Genomic DNA, 23,709 nt, shown 5'->3' with positions numbered 1-23,709 from the left:
AAGGTCTTCCGATTCATCCTTTAATCGCGCCGATCATAACCCCTTTGACAAAATACTTCTGCAAGAAAGGATAGACGATGAGCATAGGCACAATGAGAACAATTACGCCGGCTGCTTTGATGGATTCCGGAGTCATTTGCTGCAGATCATCCGGTCTTACGGAGTTAAGCTCTTGAAGAATGGATTGACTGGCGACCATTTGTTGAATCATTACCGCCAAGTTCATCCGAGTACTGTCATTGATAAACATGAGTACATGTAAGAAGGAATTCCAATATCCGACGCCATAAAATAATGTCAACGTTGCCAGCACGGGGAGGGATAGAGGGAGAATGATCCGAGTGAGAAGTCGCCATTCGCCACAACCATCCATGCGTGCTGCCTCTTCAAGCTCTTCAGGCACGTTCATAAAAAAGGTCCGAAGCACGAGCATATTAAATGCGCTGATCAGTCCGGGCATCCAGATGGCGCCGTAGGTATCCAGTAAGCCAAGGCTTTTTACAATCAGGAAAAGAGGAATTAATGGCGTCCCGAACAGCATGGTAAATACAATAGCCAGTGTAAAAAAACGACGCGCATAGAAATATTTCTTGGCTAACGGATAAGCCGCCATGATGGTAAACCACATGCTGAGCACAACGCCTACAACGGTAATTACGATGCTATTGCGGAAAGCTTTTACCATGTTCGTGCCTGTGTATAAGGCCTTATAAGCCTCCATTGTCCAGCCTTGCGGCCAGAGAGAGACATGCCCGGATACAATCGCTTGATAGCTGCTTAGAGAGAGAGAAATGATGTGAAGCAAGGGAAGTACACAGCTTAATGCTGCAAGTCCCAGGAATAGATAGTTGCATGTATAAAAGATTTTCTCATCCCATGCTGGTTTCATGAGGGGAGGCTCCTTTCTTACCACAGTCCTTGATCGAATTTACGGGCAAGTTGATTCGCAAGGACGACGAAGGAGAAGCCGACCAGAGACTCAAACAACCCGACAGCCGTAGTTAAACTGAACTGTCCTCCCTGAACACCTACGATAAAAATATAGGTGCTAATGACACTTGAGACATCCGAAACAGCTGCATTTTGGAGGGTGTACACGTGATCAAACCCGACTTCCATGACGTTTCCCATACTCAGAATCAGCATGAGAATAATCGTGCTGCGAATACCGGGCAGGGTAACATGCCAGATCTGTCTCCATTTGGAAGCCCCATCGATACTAGCTGCTTCATACAGATGTGAATCGATAGAGGTAAGTGCCGCCAAGTAAATGATCGCTCCCCAACCGGCTTCCTTCCAGATTCCGGAACCGAGAAAGATCGCTATCCAGCTATGTTCCTGATACAAGAAGGCAGTGGTGTGACCCGTCCATAGCTCCAGCAGCCTGTTGATGATACCGGATTGCTGGGAGAATATCGTAACGACAATCCCTCCGACAATGACCCATGAAAAGAAGTGAGGCACATAAATCAGTGTTTGCACAATCTTTTTGAAGCGCATGGCACGAACTTCATTCAGTAAGATGGCAATGATAATTGGAAAAGGGAACCCGGTGATAATGCTTAACAAGCTTAAAGTGACCGTGTTACGGATAATCGTCAGGGTCTGCGGTTGGGTGAATAGTGTCTTGAAATGTTTGAGGCCAACCCAAGGGCTTCCCCATATGCCTTCCATTAAGTTATAGTTCTTGAACGCAATGAGGTTACCTAAAATTGGAAAGTACCGAAAAATAATAAAGTAAGCAATAACCGGGACAAACATCATTAATAAAGGCATATTTTGTTTGAGACGTCGACGGGGCTGCAGCAACTTGGCCTTATAGCGGGTAGATCTCTGAGCGGTCATCATGGGGACTGATTGCGTATTGTCTAACGGTGTATGCGGCATCGTGTGGCACCTCCTTTCGAATATTCATTGAACCATCACATGCTACCTTGCCATCGATGGATTCAATGTACCCTAGAAGCGCCATCCTTCTCAATATACATGAATTAGTGAGTAAACTATTTCAAATCCCTTGCTGTACAAGGCTTTCGTGAATGGGGGCAAAGGTGAATAAACAACAATTAACGATAGACATTTCTTGATAAAATGGCATTGCAACGCCTACTTCCGGTAATCGCCAGGCGTAACGCCCGTATATTTCTTGAAAGCGCGAATAAACGAAATGGCATGCGTGTATCCGACTTGAACTCCGATCTCCTGGACGGAGTAGCGACTGATTTGGAGCAAATGCTGCGCTTGTTCCATCCGGATTTTTACGAGATAATCGACGAACTTCTCCCCAAATTCCTCTTTGAATGCACGGCTGATCTGTGAGGCATGCAGCTGAAATTGCTCACTTAGCGAGGTAAGCGACAACTCAGGATCTGCATAATGAGTCTCCACATAACTGCGGATTTGGCGCATGACGGCATGACTGCTTCTGACTTCTCGAATATCAGCCATTCTCTTAGAGGCTTGATCTAATAAATGAAAACAACTGGCGTATAGTTCTTCAATCGTATCGAACTGTTGGGTAGCGTCATTGAGCTGAGGCAGTGCACTTTGCAAGGACTCCTGCAGCTCAGTTGAGAGTTCGATCATCTCCCGGTGCAAATGATAAGCAAAGTAATTCATAAGGTTCCGAATTTCATCGTAGGACAATAATCCGATCTTTAATTCCGTGAAAAATTGTTCCAAAGCCGGCTTCCAACCCTCGTCCCCCAAACGAAACGATTGAGCCAGCGATTTGATCAAAGGCAGGTGCTTATACATTTCCTTCTCTGTGGAAGCTTCAACTTCCCAGTGATATAGAACTCGATTCGTCCCTAAGGTTGATTTAAAGCGGAGCACGTGGGTGGCAGCTTCATAGGAATGAACCAGTTCCTGTACTTGTCCGACCACATGTCCGACACCCAGCGTAATGCGAAAATGCAGATGCTGTTCGACCCAGTAGCGAATATTTTCACATAAATTAGCTGCTTGCTTCTCACTGTTTTTAACATTCTCATCGGTAAATATCACAACACTTAGCCTGTGGGAAGCCATCCATTCCGCCCATACCGTGAGGCCCTGCGATTCAGCTGTTTCATAAACGACGCGGCTTAGTACAAATTTGAGCAATTCTTGATCCTTCTGAGAAAACATACGGCATAACTCCATATATTTATCCATTTCAATAACGGCCGCAGTAAGCTGACCGAAGCCGGTAGGCAAGTGCAGTCGATTCATCTCGGCTTTCCAGTCATCATATTCGACCGTCCGGTTGCCTTCCAGCCACTCTTTGAAAAAGTGCCTCCGCCTGAATACGATATCTTCCTCGTGCTGCTTCTCATAACGGCTGGATAATTCCATGAGGTTGCTGATGGCTCGATCAATATACTGGAATTCATCTTTTTTCTTACCCTCAATACTCATCGATTGCAGGTCGGAGATGGCATGAATGCGAGACATAATTAATTGAATGGGCCGGTAATTACGATGGGTCACATAGGTCATCCAGATACCGCCAAGAACAACCATAACCAGTCCCAATCCGATCCAGACATAGGAGAAAACAGAGGTGAAGGTATACAAATACCGATCATTAAGCCCACTGCGGTATTCCCAGTTCGTATAGTTGGAATGGATGCGGGTCAGTTCAGACCCTCTAAGCTTAGGTTCTGTAATCTCTTGTGCATTTCCGGAAGCCAACAGCTGATTGCCTGCGGGATCAAAGACTTGGATGAAACTGATTTTTGAATTGGACATATCTCGGATCATGCCTACAATAGCATCCATACTGATGTTGACTACAATGATGCCTTTTTGCCCCGATAAAAGAGGAAACTTTCGGACTAGCGAAATGACGACCTTACGTTGATCCATCTCGGTAAATTCTTTAAACTGCCGCTGGTTTGTCAGTTCATATTGCGAAGGGCTTTTGATCATTTCATCGATAAACGTTTTATCTCCGAAGCGGTCTGCCGCTATCATCGTGTTGGGACTAATCACCATTTGATCAGAAGCCCGGTAAAAATAAACGGAATCAATGAACTTGTTGTAATTCATCATTCCTCGAATTAATTCTGTAACTTCGTAGGCGGAGTAGTAAGGGTTTCCCTCCAATTTGTTATCAAAGAACTGGTCCATCCGCTGGTTAGTCTGCAGTTCTTTAATGACATATTCATCGATTGTTTTCAAGGTATAATCCACGGACTGCATGATATGTAAAGCATAGGTTTGATTTGCATTTTCAGCTTCTCTTTTGGACAAGTGGCTGATGGAAAGAATAATAAGCACAATGAGGACAGAAGTGATCATAAAAAATACAGGCAAATACGAGAATAAAAGTCGATAAAACCAAGGTTTTGTCATACTAACGCTCCTCAAAATTAATACATAATGCCCCGTAAATAACGCTTCTACCACGTTGTAGTGCGCTCACTGTCGTACGTTATATGCCAAATCATCGCGGATCATGCTTGTATTCGTGAATCCGATTGATGACATCTCAAGACTGTCCAATGAATGAATTGGGGAATTTTACACAATATTAAATTCTGAAGATAAGTTACGAATCGATTTCCATATCGGATTAAAGGGGTAGACAAAGGAGAAGTGAAATGGGAAAACTTGATGGCAAAGTGGCATTAATTACAGGAGGTAATAGCGGGATAGGATTGACAACCACAAAACTGTTCATTGCAGAAGGTGCAAAGGTCGTGATTACAGGCCGCAATCAAACCACGCTAAACGAAGTGGCCCAAGAACTTGGACCGAGTGTCCTGGCCTTTCAAGCGGATGCAACGGATCCGGCAAGCATGGACAAAGCGCTGTCCCAAGCCGTCGCTACTTTCGGAGGACTAGACATCGTATACGCGAATGCCGGCATTTCGTCAGCTACGCCATTAGGCAGCACAGAATTTTCCGTTTTCGATGAAGTTCTCAAAATTAACGTGACAGGCTCCTTCTTCACGGTACAATCCGCTTTGCCGTATTTGAAGGAAGGGGCTTCGGTTATTTTGACCGGCTCAACACGCGCAACGGACGGCGCGCCTGGAAGGGCTGCTTATGCGGCGAGTAAGGGTGCGATCAGCAGTATGGCAAGAGTGTTGGTCACCGAGTTGTCGCCGCGGGGTATTCGCGTCAACACGGTGGTACCAGGGGCAACTCGCACGCCGATCTGGAAGAAATCGACGCCGGAAGAAACCGCGAAGCTTGAGGGTGCTCAGGCGCGAACCATTCCGTTGAACCGAATGGGTGATCCGGAGGAGATAGCCAACGCGGTATTGTTCCTGGCTTCCGATGAATCCTCCTTCGTACAGGGAGCGGAAATTACTGTCGATGGGGGAGCGCGTTCAGCACCGTTGGGGGCACCTATATATCGTTGAAAGAAAAGAAACGGCGGCCTGTGTTATTGAGGCTGCCGTTTGTTCATGCTTGGGGGTTATGTCACGGATGGAAGCCGCCAATTGTCTTATTAGTGTCAAAAATATAGGTGCTCAGGAGTTTGGACATCATGAAAATTATTTTGAAGTGGGGATTGCTTAGCCTCTTTACAATAGCAGCCGTTTTCCTGATGAGTAATAGCAGCAAAGTCTTCATCCATGAGGAACCCGACAGGCTGCAGCTTGGCATCGGCTCTGAAACGACCCTCGAGCATGTAATCTCGCAGCTTCCTGAAAGCAAAATTGTTGATGCGAATAAAAGGATAATAGCTATTCCTTACGGCAAAGTCGATGCATATAGAAAGCTGGCCGCGGCACTGACCGGTGTGTATCAACCTAAAGCCATACCGCTGGAGAAGACAGAAATTTCATTTCGCTATTATTTGTTTTCCCTTAAAGAACTCTTACAAGACTACTCGCATGGTGATTTGGGTTTGATTCGCACTGGAGATTATGAGATTTCAGTTAAAAGTATAATTAAGGATTCAATCGTCCGCACGTGCACTTACCTAATACCGGGTCTAATCGCAGGTGTGTTGTTATCCGTTTGGCTATCGCTTCTGGCTTCGATGTGGCGGGCGATAGGAAGATTCATAGATTCAATACACGCGCTATTGAGCGGGCTTCCGGACTTTCTGTTCATTGTTCTCTTACAGCTTATATCCATTTACTTGACTCGAATGACTGGGAGAAATGTTATCCTAGTCGCGCAATACGGCAATCATATTCCGCTTTTAATCCCTTTTCTTGCAATTGCATTAATTCCTGGGGTCTTGATTTACGGTACTTTGCGATTGGCGATTGAACGCGAGATGACGCAGGAATACATCAGGACGGCGCTAGCCAAAGGCTTGGCATGGCGGGAAGTTCTTCTTCAGCACATCTGGCGGAACATCATGGTTGACCTGCTGACTGTGCTGCCCAAAGCGACGACTTTGGCGTTAGCAAGCATGGCGGTGGCGGAAGCGATGTGCGATATTCTTGGGCTCGGCGGCTACATTGTTAGTCCAAGAATGCAAAACATAAGCGCAACACCGATTTTTTGCATTGTGCTGACGATTTTGGCCATTCTTTTTCACATCCTGTATGCGATGCTCGGCAAGTTCTTTGTCTTGCAGAGCAGGGAGGGGGCATGACCATGAAAAAGAAATCCACGAAGTCGTTCTATTTTGCTTGCGCAGTTATCGTATTCATCGTTTTATTAGCGATATTCGGCGGGATGCTGAAGCCTCATGGGCTTGCGAACGCTGATAAAGTCGTCTTGATAACGGAAATCATCCATGGCAAAATGATTGGCAAAACACCACCCTACTCACCGAATGCCACTTATCTGCTAGGAACCGACCACAGGGGATTTGATATGCTGAGTTTGCTCCTGAATGGCTTGAAATACACCTTGGTGAATGCCGGACTATTAACGGCTTTCAGATTTATGTTTGCTATTCCGCTTGGCATGTGGTCGGGGACGACGGGCAGGGGAGCCGAGGGGCTGCGGGTCATGCAATGGGTCATCTCGGCCGTGCCGGTGTTTTTGTTTGTATATCCGCCGCTATCAGGCTTATTCTTCGGACTTGGCTTAAATGAGATTGATAAAGCGAATCCGCATGATTTTCAGCTGTTTACGATCGTTTTTTTCGTCATGGTGACCGTTCTGGGCGTCTTTCCTTTGGCTTATCAAATTGCCGAAAGAGCTCGCTTCTACAATCGAAAACCCTATGTCGATGCATCCCGATTAATGGGCGGCACAGCTTTTCATAGAATCTTAAGGCATATCGTTACCAACATGCGACTTGAGTTGCTATTTATGGCGATAAGCGAATTTATCCTTGTGCTTTTCCTTATGGGACAGTTGGCGATTTTCAATCTTATTATTGGAGGTTCAGAAACGTTGGTGATGGTAGATAAGCTAGTGCCTGGGGAAGTGCCGTATCTTATCTATTTGACGAAAACAGGTGAGTGGACCGCGATGATTGCTTACGGGGCTAAGTATATCCAAGTTTATCCTTACATCGTCATAGAATCAGGAATTGCGTTCGCTTTGCTGATTCTTTCTTTGCAATTTTTCCTGTATCAATTCAAGAAACAGAATAAAGGAAACTAGAGTCCGCTATTTCTCTGTGGAGGACTAATAAGCCCCTGTAGTTCCGCTCATCGAGGAAATGGCTCATTTTCTTTAAATAGCGGACTCCAGTTCCTTTAGTAAAGCCTTAGTGATGTTAGTCTTTAGTACGCAGGTATACCTTAATTACCTAACGTAACGGTGCACCATGACCGCTGCATGGAAGGGGTAATAAGCTCGATGCTGAAGCTTTGCAAATTTTTCTTCGAATAGTCGAATGATCCATCGGCGTTTCGGGCAGCAGGCTCATAATGAAGCCGGAACTGGTCATCAATCCATATTTTGTCCTTCAATGCCTCGTCTTTTACACTCCATTTCGGCGGATATTTGTTATCCGTATCAATGGTAATTTGAACTTTCAGGATATCGAGGTTATGGATGAAATCCGCGAGTTGGCCATCACTGGTATTCTGATATTTGTAACCGAATTGATCCGTCGCCTGGATAAAATATTTAAAGAAGCCGCTTTCGGTTTTCACACTCTGACCATTATTGTCACTAAATTTTAAAAAATCCCACACGTACGGGTTACTTGCGAGATAGTCGGAGCCTGTGATTTGTTCCGATTTTCCGTCCGCCTTGAGGATGGTATATACGGTATTCAAGTCGAATTGAAGTGTCGTATTTTTCAACGCCACGGCCTTGGCTACCGGCTCGGCATAATCGACGGTCACTTGTTGTTTAGTTAATGTTTTGGAACCGCTTGGCGTGTAAAACGTTACGTTAACGTTAAATAATTCCGTCGGCTGGATGCCGTACGCCTTATACACGGGAATCCCTGATGTATTTACGCTTGGAGCAGCCAGGATAGAATCGTTTGCATCGGCAGAGAGTTGTTGAATGATCGAAATCGCCTTGCCTTTTTCGTCTTTGAGTACCTTCGTAATATCGATTCTTCTGTTCTTGTCATCCGTTGCGATAATGTTGATTTCTTTGCCATAGTAAGCATATTTCGAATTCATAGCTGCAACATCATTCTCACTGCTGATTAAATTTCGCCCGAACAAATATTTACCTGCTGCAAAATGATCATCCAGCATATCCAGCTCGTACTTCATGAAGGGATCGTAATCCTTCCAGTTGTAAATCGCTAAATTTGAAGTTGACGAGGCTATCGACTCATCGGTGTTTTTATTAATTACGCTTGCTGTGATTGTATAATGCGAGCCATCTGGACTTACCGCTTTCTGGGTTGGTTTGAACATAAATTTATTCAAATCACCGCTTTTGTCTATAGGCAGCTGCCATGTTAGGACGTGATTGTCCGTGTCGGTGGAGCTGGTGGAGCTTTCCTCATTCCAAGGAATGTCAAAAATGCCCCCGGCACTTTGCAAACTAGGTTCACCGGAAACCCTTTCGAGCTTATATTTGATCATGTACGGAATATGATCGAGCGCAGAAGCCGCATTAAATGCTTTTCCATATTGGTCTTTAATTGTAAAAACGAATCCTTGTGGCTGTTCATTCTCTGCGAGTACAACCATCTCCTTGGTATTGACTTCAATGCTTGTGGGAATACGCATCGGTGCGATCTTATAAGTCTTACTCGCTGTTGCATCACCAATATGAGTAAGGCTAGCCGTGATGGAAGCTTCTCCTTCAGACTTGACCTGCTTAACGACAATTTTACCTAGTCCGGCATAGCTTTGACCGATTACCGGGTTATCGAGTACAAGGCCGCCTGAAGCGGAGATATCCAAGTAACCACTGCTATATAGCGTTTCAATTTGGCTCAGGGTAAACTCGTATTTGTCCGGTCCGGTCACTTTCAGGCCGATCACCGGCGATTGCCCCGTTGTTGAAATTTTTCCATTGGCGTCATAATAGTTATCCCCAACGCTGAGTTGAACGGTTTCATCCAGCTCAATCTTTGTTGGCAGCACGGTAATGCCAGGAGGTAAGCTCTCCACAGCGGTTTGACTGCTGGGAGCAGGTATCGTATGCGTCTGGAAAGCATGTCGCGCTTCAAAGCTGGCTAGCGCTAGTGTCTTACGCGTGGAGGGGGCTTTACCTCCGAAGCTTCCAACGGCTATGTTCGTCATAAGCTTGTTCTGAATCGCCAACGTGACATATCCTTTCGCCCAGTCGTCTACGGTCATGTCCGTCGTTGGTGTGACCTCGGAAACTTGCCACTTCAACCCGCGGACCAAGAACGCTGCCAGCTCTTGACGGGTTACTTGACCCGCCGGGTTGTAAAGCTTGCCACTCTCGTCGGCTCCGTTCGTCAGTCCGGCTGTTTTTAATGCTTCAATGTAAGGAAGGGCATACCCGTTAGCTGGGTCATCCTCATGCACATCGGCAAACGACGATTGTATAGCCGTTGTAGGAATCGGCAGTGCAAAGATCATCGCAGCAACCTTGGCAAACTGAGCCCGATTCATTTTCTCGTTTAATCCAAACGTATGGTCCGAGACGCCATCAAACACATTTTCTCGAATCAAAACGTCAAATTTGTCTAGGATATCCTGCGGTAAATCACTTAAATCATGAAATTTCTCTGATTGTTGTACCATTGTAGTTCGGTTTCCAGGAACGGCGTCATTCGCCGCATGGATTACCGGGATTAAAGTTAAGCTCATGAGGACGAAAGATAATAATGATATAAGCCGCTTCATTCACGCACACCTTCTTATCCCATAATTTCAATACGATTGCATAACCTTGATCTTAGACAATTCGTTTTTGGTACACTTTTTAGATATACGATCCTATCCGCCCCTTTCTAAAATACTTACAAGCTTACATAGAAATTATAGTAAGATGGACTAAGAAGTTGTAAGCGATTTCAACTGAAATAGTAGGCTGAATCAACCTTTTCTAAGGGCTTAAGGCGCCTAGATTCCGTAATTGCAGATAAGAGCTTTTCATTTTATACTAGTAAAATTGAAACCAGACATCAGTCATCAGGAGGAGAACGAGATGAAAAGAATGCTTGTCATTAGCGATATTCACGGAGAACTTGAGAAATTCGAACGTTTACTGGAAACTGCACGCTATCATCCGGAAGAGGATCAACTGATCTTGCTTGGCGATTATGTGGATCGTGGTCCGAATGCCAGAGGAGTCATTGAAAAGGTGATCGCTTTAAAAGAAGCGGGAGCGCTCGTACTCAAGGGTAACCACGAGGACCTAATGATTAAAGCATTAACGACGCCGGAAGAGCGTGCTTGGAGACGTTGGGCGCAAATCAATGGCGGCGATATGACGCTTAGAAGCTATGGGTTTACGGAAGCTGATTTCGCAGTCGATGACAACGCAGAGACGTTCATCAAACCAACGGTGCAATCGGAGATTTTATCCCAACACCTGGCATTCATAACGAATCTGGAACACTATATCGAAACGGATGACTATATCTTTGTACATGCCGGTGTACAGCCCGGAACTCCGATTTCCGAAACGGACCCGCATACATTGATGTGGATTCGCGATGAATTTCATACCGGTTATTCCGATAAAAAAATCGTGGTCTTCGGGCACACTTCTACAGATACACTGCATGGTGATACTGAGAACTTTAATGTCTACTTTGGTATGAATCGAATTATTGGCATTGATGGCGGGGCCGTTTACGGCGGACAGTTAAATGGTCTGGAACTGCCAAGCCAGCAAGTTTACATGGTGAAGTAAGTTTGAAAGATTCTCAGCATGGCGTTTTATTGTTCAACAAATGCTGACGGATGAGTGGATTCGAAATTATGCCGTTTGTGGAGAAAGCATTTCATGGCACCTTGGGCAGCAAATGGACAACCCCACGCAGCTACAATCAATTTCTCGGTGAAAAGCAAAGCCCCCGTCAGGGGGCTTTCGGCTGTTCAATTCGTTTCATGCGTTTTTTGACAGTCCCGATCATCCATAAGAGCACTGGGATAGCGATTAAGAAACATGGAAGTATCACATTTTTCCAGAAAGTAGGGAATGCTACTTCGGCTTGGTCCACATTTCGTGGGAATATGGCGATGACGAAGACGAGAGTACCGACAACCCAAAGCAGATAACGCCATTTCCGTATATGGAACAATTGAGCCGTTCCATAACTGGCCATGAATATGTAGAGGCATGCTTTAACGAAAACGGTGAAACTCACGCCAACGACGAGTACACTATCGAGATTTTGAATAAATTCCAAGACGGAAATGTATTGACTGAAAGAATATATGGGGTTCTGCAGTTTGCCTGGAAGGGTGTTATCCATAAGCAGCAACACATCGATCGTGGTGCTCACAATGATGACAGCTGCAATGCCGACACCCCACAAGCTAGAGGAAACCGCCTTCTTTTTTTCTGTAAGAAAAGCGATCAGCATCACGATCATGACCGATTCGCTCAAGAAGGAAATGGTCGGTATGCTCCCTTTTAACACAGGCATCCAACCCGTAGTTGGCAAGAGGGGGAACAGCCGCTCTATGCGTAAATCTTTAATAGATAGAAGCCTGTACAATAACACGTTAAAAATGACGATCGGACCGATGATTTCGCTGCAGCGCCCGACGATATGAATGCCTCCGTGCACCGCGTAGACAATAACCAACAACATGAACAAGATGATGACCCATAAAGGAGTCGTCACGAACAAGGTCAAATGTACGAAATCAGCATATTGGCGAAGGATGATACCAGCTACGATGATCCACATAAGCAGATAGGCGAAGACGATTGCCTTGCCCAGCCATTTGCCGATAATTCTTGGTACATATTCGATAAATGTTTGATCCGGGTAAAGAAGGCTTAGTTTGATCGCGATATAGGTGATGATCAGGGAAGCAGCACCAGCCAGGAGCGTTGCCAGAGGTGCGCCTTGTCTGGCTATTTTGAATGTCGGGTTGATCGTTATCAGCAAAGTCATTCCCATCTCCATTGAAAATAACAACCAAAACAATTGATATTTCGTCAGCTTCATCTCAAGCTCCTTAGGGTTAACTTTTATTGGGAGGCGCCCCTTGAAGTCCGATTCGCTTGATTTTCACATTCGAATGAACAGTAAGTTTGGCATCGGAAAATGCTTGCTCCCAGTGGGAATTTAATTCTGCCCATGCTTCAGGATGCTGCCTGGAGATTGCTTTTCCAAAATGGAAAACATCCACTTTGAACTGCTTTTGTGCTTTCTGCATCACGTCCAAAATCGCCTTTTCGATATGATTGTTCAACTCGGTTTCGTAAGTTCTCAGAATCTCATCATTTCGAAAATCGACAGCTGCAGTGCTCTCCACTATAACAGCATTTCCTTTCACTTCAACGCCAATTGCCACTTGCTCGCCTTCGATTTCGGTGCGCACCTTGCTGCCCAATTGACTGATCGTAACGCTGTACGATCCTTCTCCGTTTGACATGGACACAGTGACAGGCATACGATCCGTTTCACCTGTGAGCCATAACCGATAAGCTGATTCCAACCTTTCGTAATAGCCGACTAATTGCAGTTTTCGGTTAAGAACCGCGCGGCCGTAAACATGCAACGTTTTTTTTTGGAGCTTCGAATCATATGACATCTCGACAGCAGGCAGTGTCGAACCGCTTCCTTCAACGTTTTGCTCGACTAATAACTCTAGTAACGAATTACCTGTTCTCTTGCCAATAATTTGTCTTAACTTTGAAAGGGCAATGACGGGCATTTTCTCCAGCTGATAGGACATTCGCATAAACTCAAGGGCGGTTCCCCCCTTGACAATCCATATATCCGATTTGAGTCGGCTGTCTGGATCCCGAGTGACCGAATCGATATCGTTTGAAATGCCGATCATTGCCGTCTTTTCGCCAATATAAATATTCTGGCGATGTCCACGGGTTATTCTTCGCGATAGTTTTAACTGCATGTCCAATAAGCAGTCGGACACAGTCTTACCTGTTCCAGTCTCGATAAAGTAAGACTGTTTCTCACCGCCGCCTGCTTCTTCGGACTTTTTCGGATTCATGAATTGTCCGATCAGTAATACTTTTTCCTCATCGAGCCGATCAACACCAGACCCCAATTCGAATAAGCGGTCGTTCAATTCTTTGTGATCCCAGCATCCGGTTAATGGGACCAGAAGCAGGAGGAGGAGAGCTTGCTTCAAGGCATATCGTTTGCTCCTCATATTACCTCCGTGTAGGCTTTCTGTGAATAAAAGCTTTAAGTGAAGTCATTTTTGGCCATGGAGCGCGTAAAAGAACATCCTTGATTTGGTCGGGTTGAAAAGGAGCGATCGGAGATAAATAAGCGACTCCGAACGACTCAAGCCTAGCCATATGGATTAAGATGATGATCGTTCCCATCGCAACTCCGAACAAGCCAAGAACTCCGGAAATAAGAAGAAGCGGAAATCTAAGAATTCGGAACGGGATGCTCATGTTGTAGCGGGGGATGGCGAAGGACGCGATCCCCGTTATGGAAACTATGATGACCATTGGGGCAGAGACCATTCCCGCCCTTACCGCAGCTTCCCCGATAACCAAGGCACCAACGATACTGACGGCTGAGCCGACAGCTTTCGGCAGCCGCACACCGGCCTCGCGCAAGCCTTCGAACAAGAATTCCATTAAGAGCGCTTCAATAACAGCTGGGAATGGAACACCTTCACGAGCCGACGTTATGCTGAGCAAAAAGTTTGACGGTAGCAGCTGCGGGTGAAATGTCGTAATCGCGACATATAAGGAAGGCAGGTACAAAGAAATGGAGAACAGGATAAATCGGGACCACTTCACCAGGGAGGAATACAGAAACCGCTCATAATAATCCTCGACAGCTTGAAATGCCGTCCAGAACGTCATCGGAACAAGCAGGGCTTGCGGTGATCCGTCCGTCAAAATCGCTACTTTTCCCTCCATCAGATTAGCCGCCACGATATCAGGCCGCTCCGTATTCATGACTTGAGGGAAAGGAGTGAATGATTTATCTTCAATGAATTCTTCAATATAGCCGGAATCGAGCACGATATCCATTCGGATGGTGGACATTCGCTGTTTGACCAGTTCAACCAAGTCTGGACGGGCTCGTCCTTCCACATAAGCGATGACGACTTTTGTTTTGGAAAATGTGCCGAGAACGACGGATTCAAACTTCAGGATGGGGGTTTGAATTCGTCGTCGAATGAGACTCGTATTGACTTGAAGTGTTTCGGTAAAACTCTCTCTGGGACCGCGAATACTTACCTCGGACGCCGGTTCCTCGACTCCTCGCAGCTCCAAGGCGGCCGTTTCCAGAAGTATCGCTTCCGGTTCACCATCGATGAATACAGCCAAGTAAGCCTGCAGAATCGATTCGGCGATTTCCTTAAGTCGGCATTCGTTACGAAGCGGACGTACGACCGCAAAATGCTCTTTCAAGATTGGATAGTCGACTGTGTCTTTGGCGCTGACGCCGGATTTTTCCACTAGCCATGACTGAAACAAAGGCGATGTGAATACGTTCTTATCAATCATTCCATCGACATAGACCATGAGAATTGTACATTCGTCAGACAAAACGACCCGTTGAAAGACGATGTCGAAACAATGAGCGAATACTTGGTGAAGCAACGCTTCGTTCTCAGCCAAGTCGGTGCTGATGGTATCCTGCGGATAGGTAACGGAATTTTTTGAGGATATCAAGCTCATGCAGCTCCAGTAATTTTTCCTTATTATCCTTCTTATGGTTTTTTCTATGCAAAGGTTTTGGATGAAGATGCGATTCTGGAGCTGCATTAGTGGCTTATTCATTCGGGAGGAATGCGTTGAGATGCACGATATCAGAGAGAAGGAGAAACGCGTTCCATTAGGATGAAATGGGAAGAAGACAGCTGGGGATAGCGCTGCGGAATGATTTCAGTCATTTTAAAATCAGAATGCTTGGATAAATACGAAATAATATCCCGGTCAAGGATCGTAGGAACCTCCTGAGGCTCTAATCCGGTTGTGATCTTCGTATATAAGACGACCCACCGGCTGGAACATTGAAACAAATCATTTAATGTTGTACAAAAATCTTCTTCATCAGTTATATGATAGAGCACATCCAAGCAAACAACGAGATCCGCTCTGAAGAATCCGCGGTTAATCAGATAGCCGGGCTTATAAAGCATGAAGCTTTTGCTACTGTCATCCTTATAGATTTCCTTGCACAAGTTTATTGAGGATAACGCGACATCTAAACCTAAATATTGGGGATAATTCATTGTTTGCAGCTGATTGCCATCCCCACATCCAAATTCAATCACGGTGGAAATCGCATGTTTTTGAATCAAATCATTGATTATTTGGGATTTGAATTCAGCCAATAACCCATAGGAGCCGCTGCCGGAATCGCCTCCTAACCTATAATTCTGGTCCCAGAAGTCAATATAATCAAAACTCATCCCGATTCCTCCTCAATCCAATGCTCTTTTCTTTAGGACAGCGCGGAAGCAATACAATCCACCCCATAAATCCGTGTGAAGCGCATCAGCAGGAAGAGTGAAATTTGTTTCGGAGAGGAAGTCTAGACCGGAATTGTGGACAATAGATTGAAACATGTTTAAGTCAACAGTCGGATAGTCAAGTGTGAGGATCAACAGTCCATCGTCTTTTAAAGTTCTGCTGAATTCATTCAAGCTCAGGAGCATATCATTCGGATTTAAATGTTCGAGCACCGAAATACAGAAGATTTTATCAAAAAAGTCATTGGCATAAGGAAGTTGAGTGAGGCTTGCTTGACTTAGAATGGTTTCCGTGTAATCTCCCTTTCGTACAATCTCTGCCGCCTCTTCATTAATCTCCGAACGAATGGACTCAAGTAAGCTTTGGGTTGAAAGCACCCGCGAATCCCAATCGCAAGCATAGGCTTGCTTACATCTACGGCCGAGAACAAATTTAAAAGGATGGGGGATCCCGCAAGCCGCATCCAACGCGATGTCGGTATCTTCTATAAAGGAAGCGCACCACGCGTACTCATAGGTCCGGCTCCACCAAGTGTCGGGTAAACGGTAAAGAAATTCTTGCTCCATAGGATCAGACTGAATAAAAAAACGGGTTTGAAACAGGGGATCAAACATGTTGGAAGACCTCCTTTTTCCTCAAAGCAATCAATTCTGCAAACTATATATCTACGCTAAATTGGATGGCATTAGAAGGTGTTATTCTTGGTTCATTGGTTCTGGTGTCAAACGTTTGCGACCCCGTTGCTCCTCCAATAAGCGGGCCATATAGGATTGGACATATTTCGTTTGTGAATTGGACCAAACAGGATGAGCGAGATTACGCGTTTCGAGTGGATCTTCGGTTAAGTTGTACAACTCATATTCCTCAGGAGCGGGAACGGTTTTGCATGTAACTTGACTTGTAGTTTGATTAGAATCTGCACACAATTCGCCAAATAGCTGAATCGTCACATCGCGTACACCGGGATCGCTCCAGAACTGTTCATTATCGAAGTATCGGGTAAACTTCCATGTTTGACTCGGTTGTCCCCGGTGCCCAGGTAGATCGGCGATAACGGTCTCAATGTGGTTTGGTTGTATGACAGAGTTGTAAGCACGCCCTAAGGGATTAAATTGTTGTTGGCCTCGCGTGATATAGTCATCCGTCATGAAATAAATCGGTTCGTTCGCATAAGCGGCTCCCTTGTGCTCTGGGCGATTGAGCAAATATGGTGTTAAATCATGGCCAACGAAGGGACGAACTTCTGTGAAGCTGCTTTTCAGCCTGTTTTCAATGGCAGGAATATCTGCATTCGCAAGACCAAGCATGGTAGGGAGCAGGTCAAGATGGGAGGTTAGCTCTGAAAAACTTTGTTTATGCGGGAAAAGCCGCCTATTGTGAATGAAGAAAGGCACATGCAGAACTTCTTCATAGGCGCAGTACATTTTCTGTCGCAAATGGCCATGGGCGCCTAGCAGTTCGCCGTGATCCGAAGTGAAAATGACGATGGTATCCTCGTCGAAAGAAGAGCGGCTTAGGGCATCTAACACTTTCATGATTTGATGGTCGGCATTTTTTTGCAATTGATAATACAGCTTTCGATAAAATGGCTCATTCCCAATAGGCTGCAAAGCTTTCGGATAAGTATCTCTGTAACTGGCTTGACAACTTGGTTTCGTATGTAAAGATTCATGAATCGTTGGCGGAGGAGGGACTTCTGGCATTGGATCAACATGGAAATGGAACATGTTCGGCAGATTGGCGGTTAGCATCCCATAAAGTGTAATATCATGCGGATTTACGAAGGAGGCGACGATGAGCCATGGCTTGGTGTCAGGTTCTACACTTTTTTGATAGTCCAGTGCTTCAATCAACTTAACAGTCTCTGCGCTATACATGACATCCCTGCCGCTCATGCCCGTGGCTGACGATGAAGCGGAGTTATGGGGATTGCGGCCATGTGGTTCAGGTCCGATCCAGGAGGAGAAGCCGAAGGCGTTTAGCGGATCTGCGGACAAATAAAGCTGTTCCCGCTTTGGATCCGGTACACCGCTAGTTGGGTCATAACTGGGCATATCCGTATGCGTTCCTGGAACCAGAATATCTTCATAGGAAATATGCCATTTACCTTTGTAATACGTTTGATACCCGGCTTCGCGAAAATAGTTGCCCATTGTAGGCACCGTATTTGGCGGGAGCCAGAACATATCGGAATCGAAAGCACTCTTCGCGATGCCGTTCGTCTGCGAGACACCATGGAGGGACGGATAATGTCCGGTAAACATCGTAGTCCGGCTCGGAGAGCAGGCAGCACTGCCAATATAATGGCGGTGTAGCTCTATGCTATTCTTACGCAGCCGTTCATGCGCAGGGAGATTCGTGAGCCGCCAAGCGCAGATCTCCGGACTTTCGTAGGCTGGAGGATACCGCTCCTCATCGACAATGATCAGGAGGAAGTTCGGTTTTTTACTCATACATACACCTCCGAATTTACCTGTTCTAAACCTAGTTGTATGCGGAGAAGACGTTTACCATGCTGAATCCAATGGCAGATATTTCCAACACAGCGAAGAATTTATGAGGAAATTATATGATTGACATAAGGAAAATAATGGTTTAATCTAACGTTGACTGATTTAGTCAATCAAAAAACTTTGTAGAGGTGAATGTTATGAATTTTGTGCAAAAAGCAGGCAAAGCTATCGTGATCGGCGGCAGCATGACAGGTCTAATGACGGCAAGAGTCCTCTCATCGTATTATGAAGAAGTACTGCTTGTCGATAAGGATGCATTTCCGCAACATCCCGCAGATCGGAATGGCGCTCCGCACGGTTTTCATCCCCATAGGTTCACACAGCGTGGTAAAATGATTACAGAGCAGTTTTTTCCAGGTTACGAAGATGAACTGGTGGCGCTTGGTTCACCAAGCTCGCTTCATAAAACCGTTCATATGATGAATCAATATGGAACCGTGGAAGCACCTTACCAACGGAATGATGTGAAGTTCAGCCGTGCCGTGTTGGAGTGGGTGATACGTGATCGTGTAAGGAAGATTCCCAATGTACGACTGCTAGCGGAGCATGATGTCATTGGGCTGCATATGAGCCCGAATCATGAAGCTGTTACGGGCATAGAAGTCCGTCAGCGGGGAGCAGGCATCCAACATGATTACATGGCAGATCTTGTCGTGGATGCGAGTGGCCGCTCGTCCAAATTAACGCAATGGCTGAAGGAACTTAACTATGACGTGCCTTCCCCTGATCGGATGAAAGCAGCTATTGGTTATAGTACACGTCGCTATAACGTTCCTGCCCATATGAAGCATCTGATCGAGAAATGGGATGTGATTAACATCATGGGCCAACCGGCAAAGGGAACGTTTACAGGAGTATTTTCCTTTATCGAAAATCAAGTAGCTGAAGTGCTGCTGTACCGCCCAGGCGGGAAGTATCCGCCAACGAATGCGGAAGATTTCGAGCGGGAGGTCGCTGGGCTTCCTAGCTCCCTAATTGGAGAAATCCTGAGCGAGCTTGAACCGATCACCCCACCTAAGGGTTTTCGCGTTCCTGAATTGTACCGTCACCACTATGACCAAATGGACAGATGGCCGGACGGATTGTTAGTATTGGGGGATGCATACTGCATTTATGATCCTATTTTTGGTCAAGGGATGACGGTTGCTGCCATAGAAGCGGAACTGCTGGACACTATGCTTCAGGAGCAACAAAATCATCCTGAACCACATTTTGAGCAAAAGGTCTTACGTACATTTCAAGAAAAAGCAATTACACCTGCTTGGTGGTTAAACTGTGCGGCGGATTTGCAGTGGGATGGCGTCGAATACGAGGCTGGCTCAGAACCGCTTAAGGGAATTGCATTTGGCAGCCGGTATATGAATTTGATCCTGAGAGAGGGTACGGCGAATCATAATTTCAAACTATTCGGTTTGTACTGGGGTGTTAATTCATTATCGTTGCCTCTGCAAGAGTTGTTTCAGCCACAGATGGTTAAGTCGGTTCTTGAATCTTCGGAGGAAGGGCAGCAATTACTCGCCGATCTGTTAAGTGAATATGAGCTGCCATTAGAAGAAGTTTTGATCAAATTGATTCCAAGTTAGGAGTGAAGGATGTCTTGTCTCCATTAAATGAAGAGCAACAGCTTCAGATTCGTGATGAACGCAGAGAGCAAATCATGAGCGCTGCGCTTAAGGTTTTTGCAAGACGGGGGATTATTGGGACGAAAATGAGCATGATTGCCGCTGAGGCCGAAATTAGCCATGGTCTGCTCTATCATTACTTTACGTCGAAAGAAGAGCTTTTCACAACGCTTGTTGAAAAAGCCATGCTGGCATCGGATGAAGCTATGCAAATGGTTTACAAGCTGCCGGGCTCGCCGATTGATAAAATAAGAGCGTTAACGCAAGACATGATGGATGAAGGCGGGACGGACTATTTTCTACTTATACATCAAGCGAGAACTTCAGATGGAGTGCCTGAGAAAGTCGTGGAGTTAATGGAGCGCTACTCCATGGATAACTATGTCAAGCAGCTGCGTGCCTTGTTCCGAGAAGGACAGGAAGCCGGTGAGCTTGCGGAGGGAGATTTGGACGAAATGATTGCGTCGTACTTATCGGTCCTTTCCGGTCTAATGGTGCTGAACGTGCAGAAAATTGGAGGCTACCAGCTTCCGAAAGTTGACGTGTTGTTAAGAATGATTACTCCTTAATAGATTAATAGGATAAGGTAAGCAAGGGCTATTTCCAAGTAGAAGAATCTACTTTGAGAGAGCCCATTTTTTTGTTGAAATCATAAAAAAATAACGTAATCTCGCAAAAAATATTGTGGTATAATTTGCTGTGTTACACCGGATTTTGCCAATACATACGGAAATAAATAAGGAGATTGAGACATGATTCTAAGGCAAAAGCTTATTGGGATGTTAGGAATGGTTATTTGTTCTGGGCTCCTGTTTGGGAATTCGGTACTAGCGGAGACAGGCAAATATCAGGACGTACCGGATGGTTATCTGTATAAAAATTACATCGAAGAGTTGTCAGCGAAGAAGTTGGTGGAAGGAACAGCGGACGGACAGTTTTCCCCTGATTCACCACTCACCAGAGAACAATTCGCGAAACTAGTCGTTATGGTGTTTGATTTACCTACCGCAGACGGAGGTTTGCCGTTTCAAGATTGTAAGGAGGCATGGTCCGTTCCGTACATTTTATCCGCCTACAAAGCAGGAATTATCCAAGGTACAAGTGAGGAAAGCTTCTCGCCAAAGCAGTATGTGAGAAAACAGGAAGCGGCCGTTATGTTAAGCAGGCTTTTTCCGGGGGGTGTGCAACAAAATGAGCAGGACTGGGCTGGAGGGGCATTGGCCTTCGTGCGGCATGACATTCTTCCCGGAACATTGCAGTCAATGTTGGAAGACACGCAAGCACCTTTAAGTCGTGGGGAGGCAGCGGCATTGCTCAGCCTTTCCCTGCATGTTAAGGAGCAAGGGAAGCTGGTACACCAACCCGGAACTGCTTCGGCTAGCCCTGATGGTGCGACTAAAGAGCATGCCCTGATTCTTGACCCTACACAAAAGAAAGAAGTTACGGTTAATGTTAATGCCGGTGAGCCGCTTTATATCCAAGCGGAGCTAAAGAAATATAAGACGTATGAGTTAGAGGCGCATGGAGAGAGTCAGTCCTCTTTTAACATGGAGCTGACAAATGCAGAAGGAACTCTCTTGAATGAAGGGAACGTCGCTTCCATGCAAGTTACGGCAGAGGCTGATGGTATCTTTTATGCAAAGATACGCACGGAACAGCAGAAGGGAACGTTTACGTTTAAGATCACTGAGGTTGGCCTGGATTCGGATCATCCTATTATCCTTAAGGCAGGGCACTTTGATCAACTTTTCCCAATAGAAGGGAACCTTTACTTTAAAGCCGTGGCGAGTCATGACAATCCGTTAATGGTTCAGGCTAAAGGGGCGATTAGTTATCAACTTGTTCAAGTGAGTAAGGAAAAGAATCCTCCCAGAACAGATAACCGTTACATCTTTATTAATGGTAGACTAACCAAGCTTGAACCTGAACCCGAAGTCAGAAATATCGATTTCTCCATTTCTACACTCAATGGAGAGCCTTATACACTCAACTGCGAGTGTGTAGTAAAGTTGTCAACACCTGTGAATACGCCCTTCTCGTTTACAGTAATGGATGGAAGCTCTTTAGATAAGGCGTTTGCAATCGGATGGGGAAGAAGAACATGGGAGACTGGGTATAAGGGCAACTCAATCGCAGGGATTTATTATCAAATGGGATTAGAGGAAGGGAAGGATTATACAATTGAAGTCAGTGAACAAATGATACCAGTAGTGATTGACCAAAATAATGCAGTGAGATTTCAGAATCCTCCTACTGATGAAGTTCCTGAAGTCGACAATACCGTAGTTGTAAAAAGAAAACTGACGATATTCGGACCTGACGGTAAAGAAGTGCTTGTCGACGATAAACTGACAGGACCTATTCCTTTCAACGCTACCAAGGCAGGTATCTATGTTGTAAAACTGGAATCGGATGCTAAGGATCGCACGACGGAAATTCGGATGAAAAGTGCTAATTGATAACAGCTACAATCGGCAATTCTGTAAAGGAATTGCGTGAATTGCATGTTCATAGAATGTTTGAAGCTATTCAGGGAACTGTGGTCCGCTATTTCATTAAAAAAGCACATTTTCCACTTGCTGAGGGAACTACGTTCCCCTATTTCACCGTTTTCACCCGAAAATCACTTCCTGGAGCTTAAATAAGACCCTGTAGGTTCTCCAAGAAAGAAAACGGCTCGATTTGCTCCAAATAGAGGCTTCCTGTTCCCTTAAAGAAAGCATTCGCCGGATATATCAGCTAGTTTTATTGAATTTGTTGGTGACAGGATAGAGAGAAGTCGACTGAAAAGTGAACAGGAGACGAGTAACGGGGTTAGTAAAGTAGAAACCACTTAAGCCTGACGGAGTGTGATCCGTCAGGCTTATTTATGTCCCAAAGGGCAACGAAGCTTACTTTCGTACAGCTTCAAATACATACGACTGCTCCGCATGAGTCGGGGTTTTGGTAGGGTCAAAATCCGCTGACACAACCACATCGGTAAAACCTAAGCTTTCTAAAACAAGCTTAAATTCCTCGACGCCATACCAACGCAAGGCATAACGCTGCAATTCGGTTTGGATTAGCGTGCCATTGCGCCACTTTTCATATTTGATATAAGAAACTTTATATTGATTGAATAAATCGGCCTCGATTTGTTTGCTTTCCATGGTGATGATGTCCCCATCAGGCAAGTTGAAGGTCGACGTGCCATGCCATTTACCACACTCAAAGTTCTTATCTGGCAAGAAAATATCAAGCATTAAGCGGCCACCTGGATGAAGATGTTCGTAGAGGCGCCTTAAGGCTTCAAGTGACTCTGCTCTTTTTTCAATTAACAAAAATGAACCGGCCGGAATAATAATAGCCTCATATTGATCGGGCAAAGAAAGATCTTGCAGGCTTGACTCATATAGATTGGTAACTAAACCACGTTCCTTACATCGCTCACGACAAGAAGCTAACATATCGGGAGAATAGTCAACCCCGTCTACAAGAAGGCCTGATTCAAGAAGAGGAATGATTACACGACCGGAACCGACCATGGCTTCAAGTATACGTCCTTTACAAGACTTAAGTTTTCCCTGGTAATACTCCAAATCCCCATCAATTGACTGACCAATTTTTTTGGTGTGGTTATAGACTTCGGTACAAAGTTCTCCGTAATAACTAAACGACATACGCTTTTCCCTCCA

General features: G+C 45.4%; 18 protein-coding genes. 7 read left to right on the top strand and 11 right to left on the bottom strand.

What is annotated here, in order from left to right:
- Nucleotides 1-13: 13 nt before the first annotated feature.
- The 3 genes from RQP52_RS08515 to RQP52_RS08505 all read right to left on the bottom strand — a co-directional run bounded on the left by RQP52_RS08515 (nucleotide 14) and on the right by RQP52_RS08505 (nucleotide 4,338).
- Nucleotides 14-889 (bottom strand): carbohydrate ABC transporter permease, encoded by an 876-nt coding sequence (locus RQP52_RS08515; RefSeq protein WP_127450708.1) that lies wholly within the window; start codon nucleotides 887-889, stop codon nucleotides 14-16.
- Nucleotides 890-906: 17 nt separating this feature from the next.
- Nucleotides 907-1,845, bottom strand: a complete 939-nt coding sequence (locus tag RQP52_RS08510; RefSeq protein WP_315951491.1) for an ABC transporter permease — start codon at nucleotides 1,843-1,845, stop codon at nucleotides 907-909.
- A gap of 261 nt (nucleotides 1,846-2,106) precedes the next feature.
- Nucleotides 2,107-4,338, bottom strand: a complete 2,232-nt coding sequence (locus RQP52_RS08505) for a helix-turn-helix domain-containing protein (RefSeq protein WP_315950809.1) — start codon at nucleotides 4,336-4,338, stop codon at nucleotides 2,107-2,109.
- Between the two features lie 248 nt (nucleotides 4,339-4,586).
- On the opposite strand from RQP52_RS08505, the gene RQP52_RS08500 reads away from it, so the two are divergent.
- From RQP52_RS08500 to RQP52_RS08490, 3 genes are all read left to right on the top strand, one after another.
- Entirely contained in the window at nucleotides 4,587-5,354 is a 768-nt protein-coding gene (locus RQP52_RS08500; protein ID WP_315950807.1) for an SDR family NAD(P)-dependent oxidoreductase, read from the top strand.
- A gap of 128 nt (nucleotides 5,355-5,482) precedes the next feature.
- Complete coding sequence (locus RQP52_RS08495) at nucleotides 5,483-6,547, top strand: ABC transporter permease subunit (RefSeq protein ID WP_315950805.1); 1,065 nt, start codon at nucleotides 5,483-5,485, stop codon at nucleotides 6,545-6,547.
- 2 nt (nucleotides 6,548-6,549) lie between these two features.
- Nucleotides 6,550-7,512 carry a hypothetical protein gene (locus RQP52_RS08490; RefSeq protein ID WP_315950803.1) on the top strand — a complete coding sequence of 321 codons (963 nt, stop codon included), beginning with the start codon at nucleotides 6,550-6,552 and terminating at the stop codon, nucleotides 7,510-7,512.
- 140 nt (nucleotides 7,513-7,652) lie between these two features.
- On the opposite strand, the gene RQP52_RS08485 is transcribed toward RQP52_RS08490, so the two are convergent.
- Entirely contained in the window at nucleotides 7,653-10,109 is a 2,457-nt protein-coding gene (locus RQP52_RS08485) for an S-layer homology domain-containing protein (RefSeq protein ID WP_315950801.1), read from the bottom strand.
- A gap of 340 nt (nucleotides 10,110-10,449) precedes the next feature.
- Here RQP52_RS08485 and RQP52_RS08480 point away from each other — a divergent pair, with 340 nt between their 5' ends.
- Nucleotides 10,450-11,160 carry a metallophosphoesterase family protein gene (locus RQP52_RS08480; RefSeq protein WP_315950799.1) on the top strand — a complete coding sequence of 237 codons (711 nt, stop codon included), beginning with the start codon at nucleotides 10,450-10,452 and terminating at the stop codon, nucleotides 11,158-11,160.
- Nucleotides 11,161-11,326: 166 nt separating this feature from the next.
- Here RQP52_RS08480 and RQP52_RS08475 read toward each other — a convergent pair whose 3' ends face one another.
- The 6 genes from RQP52_RS08475 to RQP52_RS08450 all read right to left on the bottom strand — a co-directional run bounded on the left by RQP52_RS08475 (nucleotide 11,327) and on the right by RQP52_RS08450 (nucleotide 18,353).
- The gene (locus RQP52_RS08475; protein ID WP_315950798.1) at nucleotides 11,327-12,430 is read right to left on the bottom strand and encodes a GerAB/ArcD/ProY family transporter; all 1,104 of its coding nucleotides are present in this window, start codon (nucleotides 12,428-12,430) and stop codon (nucleotides 11,327-11,329) included.
- A gap of 16 nt (nucleotides 12,431-12,446) precedes the next feature.
- The gene (locus tag RQP52_RS08470; protein ID WP_315950795.1) at nucleotides 12,447-13,604 is read right to left on the bottom strand and encodes a Ger(x)C family spore germination protein; all 1,158 of its coding nucleotides are present in this window, start codon (nucleotides 13,602-13,604) and stop codon (nucleotides 12,447-12,449) included.
- 1 nt (nucleotide 13,605) lies between these two features.
- Complete coding sequence (locus tag RQP52_RS08465) at nucleotides 13,606-15,102, bottom strand: spore germination protein (RefSeq protein WP_379171955.1); 1,497 nt, start codon at nucleotides 15,100-15,102, stop codon at nucleotides 13,606-13,608.
- Between the two features lie 131 nt (nucleotides 15,103-15,233).
- On the bottom strand, nucleotides 15,234-15,839 hold the full coding sequence (locus RQP52_RS08460; protein ID WP_315950791.1) for a class I SAM-dependent methyltransferase: 606 nt from the start codon (nucleotides 15,837-15,839) through the stop codon (nucleotides 15,234-15,236).
- Between the two features lie 12 nt (nucleotides 15,840-15,851).
- Entirely contained in the window at nucleotides 15,852-16,514 is a 663-nt protein-coding gene (locus RQP52_RS08455) for a class I SAM-dependent methyltransferase (protein WP_315950789.1), read from the bottom strand.
- Nucleotides 16,515-16,595: 81 nt separating this feature from the next.
- Nucleotides 16,596-18,353 carry a sulfatase-like hydrolase/transferase gene (locus tag RQP52_RS08450; RefSeq protein ID WP_315950787.1) on the bottom strand — a complete coding sequence of 586 codons (1,758 nt, stop codon included), beginning with the start codon at nucleotides 18,351-18,353 and terminating at the stop codon, nucleotides 16,596-16,598.
- 197 nt (nucleotides 18,354-18,550) lie between these two features.
- Here RQP52_RS08450 and RQP52_RS08445 point away from each other — a divergent pair, with 197 nt between their 5' ends.
- The 3 genes from RQP52_RS08445 (at nucleotide 18,551) to RQP52_RS08435 (ending at nucleotide 22,494) form a co-directional block, all read left to right on the top strand.
- Complete coding sequence (locus RQP52_RS08445; RefSeq protein WP_315950785.1) at nucleotides 18,551-19,996, top strand: FAD-dependent oxidoreductase; 1,446 nt, start codon at nucleotides 18,551-18,553, stop codon at nucleotides 19,994-19,996.
- Nucleotides 19,997-20,010: 14 nt separating this feature from the next.
- On the top strand, nucleotides 20,011-20,604 hold the full coding sequence (locus RQP52_RS08440) for a TetR/AcrR family transcriptional regulator (RefSeq protein WP_315950783.1): 594 nt from the start codon (nucleotides 20,011-20,013) through the stop codon (nucleotides 20,602-20,604).
- 183 nt (nucleotides 20,605-20,787) lie between these two features.
- Nucleotides 20,788-22,494: an S-layer homology domain-containing protein gene (locus RQP52_RS08435; RefSeq protein ID WP_315950781.1), complete on the top strand. Its 1,707-nt coding sequence runs from the start codon at nucleotides 20,788-20,790 to the stop codon at nucleotides 22,492-22,494.
- A gap of 432 nt (nucleotides 22,495-22,926) precedes the next feature.
- On the opposite strand, the gene RQP52_RS08430 is transcribed toward RQP52_RS08435, so the two are convergent.
- A complete protein-coding gene (locus RQP52_RS08430) occupies nucleotides 22,927-23,694 on the bottom strand; it encodes a class I SAM-dependent methyltransferase (RefSeq protein ID WP_315950779.1) in 768 nt (255 codons plus the stop codon).
- Nucleotides 23,695-23,709 lie beyond the last annotated feature (15 nt).

The sequence above is a fragment of the Paenibacillus violae genome (genome assembly GCF_032461945.1).
In the GTDB taxonomy this organism is placed as follows: domain Bacteria; phylum Bacillota; class Bacilli; order Paenibacillales; family NBRC-103111; genus Paenibacillus_E; species Paenibacillus_E violae.
Note: the sequence above shows the minus strand (reverse complement) of the source record. Positions and strands in the feature narration are given on the sequence as shown.

What these genes read in the sequence shown, in the direction of transcription:
- RQP52_RS08515 (WP_127450708.1), bottom strand. Translation starts at nt 889, where the DNA reads ATGAAACCAGCATGGGATGAGAAAATCTTTTATACATGCAACTATCTA.
- RQP52_RS08510 (WP_315951491.1), bottom strand. Translation starts at nt 1,845, where the DNA reads ATGACCGCTCAGAGATCTACCCGCTATAAGGCCAAGTTGCTGCAGCCC.
- RQP52_RS08505 (WP_315950809.1), bottom strand. Translation starts at nt 4,338, where the DNA reads ATGACAAAACCTTGGTTTTATCGACTTTTATTCTCGTATTTGCCTGTA.
- RQP52_RS08500 (WP_315950807.1), top strand. Translation starts at nt 4,587, where the DNA reads ATGGGAAAACTTGATGGCAAAGTGGCATTAATTACAGGAGGTAATAGC.
- RQP52_RS08495 (WP_315950805.1), top strand. Translation starts at nt 5,483, where the DNA reads ATGAAAATTATTTTGAAGTGGGGATTGCTTAGCCTCTTTACAATAGCA.
- RQP52_RS08490 (WP_315950803.1), top strand. Translation starts at nt 6,550, where the DNA reads ATGAAAAAGAAATCCACGAAGTCGTTCTATTTTGCTTGCGCAGTTATC.
- RQP52_RS08485 (WP_315950801.1), bottom strand. Translation starts at nt 10,109, where the DNA reads ATGAGCTTAACTTTAATCCCGGTAATCCATGCGGCGAATGACGCCGTT.
- RQP52_RS08480 (WP_315950799.1), top strand. Translation starts at nt 10,450, where the DNA reads ATGAAAAGAATGCTTGTCATTAGCGATATTCACGGAGAACTTGAGAAA.
- RQP52_RS08475 (WP_315950798.1), bottom strand. Translation starts at nt 12,430, where the DNA reads ATGAAGCTGACGAAATATCAATTGTTTTGGTTGTTATTTTCAATGGAG.
- RQP52_RS08470 (WP_315950795.1), bottom strand. Translation starts at nt 13,604, where the DNA reads ATGAGGAGCAAACGATATGCCTTGAAGCAAGCTCTCCTCCTCCTGCTT.
- RQP52_RS08465 (WP_379171955.1), bottom strand. Translation starts at nt 15,102, where the DNA reads ATGAGCTTGATATCCTCAAAAAATTCCGTTACCTATCCGCAGGATACC.
- RQP52_RS08460 (WP_315950791.1), bottom strand. Translation starts at nt 15,839, where the DNA reads ATGAGTTTTGATTATATTGACTTCTGGGACCAGAATTATAGGTTAGGA.
- RQP52_RS08455 (WP_315950789.1), bottom strand. Translation starts at nt 16,514, where the DNA reads ATGTTTGATCCCCTGTTTCAAACCCGTTTTTTTATTCAGTCTGATCCT.
- RQP52_RS08450 (WP_315950787.1), bottom strand. Translation starts at nt 18,353, where the DNA reads ATGAGTAAAAAACCGAACTTCCTCCTGATCATTGTCGATGAGGAGCGG.
- RQP52_RS08445 (WP_315950785.1), top strand. Translation starts at nt 18,551, where the DNA reads ATGAATTTTGTGCAAAAAGCAGGCAAAGCTATCGTGATCGGCGGCAGC.
- RQP52_RS08435 (WP_315950781.1), top strand. Translation starts at nt 20,788, where the DNA reads ATGATTCTAAGGCAAAAGCTTATTGGGATGTTAGGAATGGTTATTTGT.
- RQP52_RS08430 (WP_315950779.1), bottom strand. Translation starts at nt 23,694, where the DNA reads ATGTCGTTTAGTTATTACGGAGAACTTTGTACCGAAGTCTATAACCAC.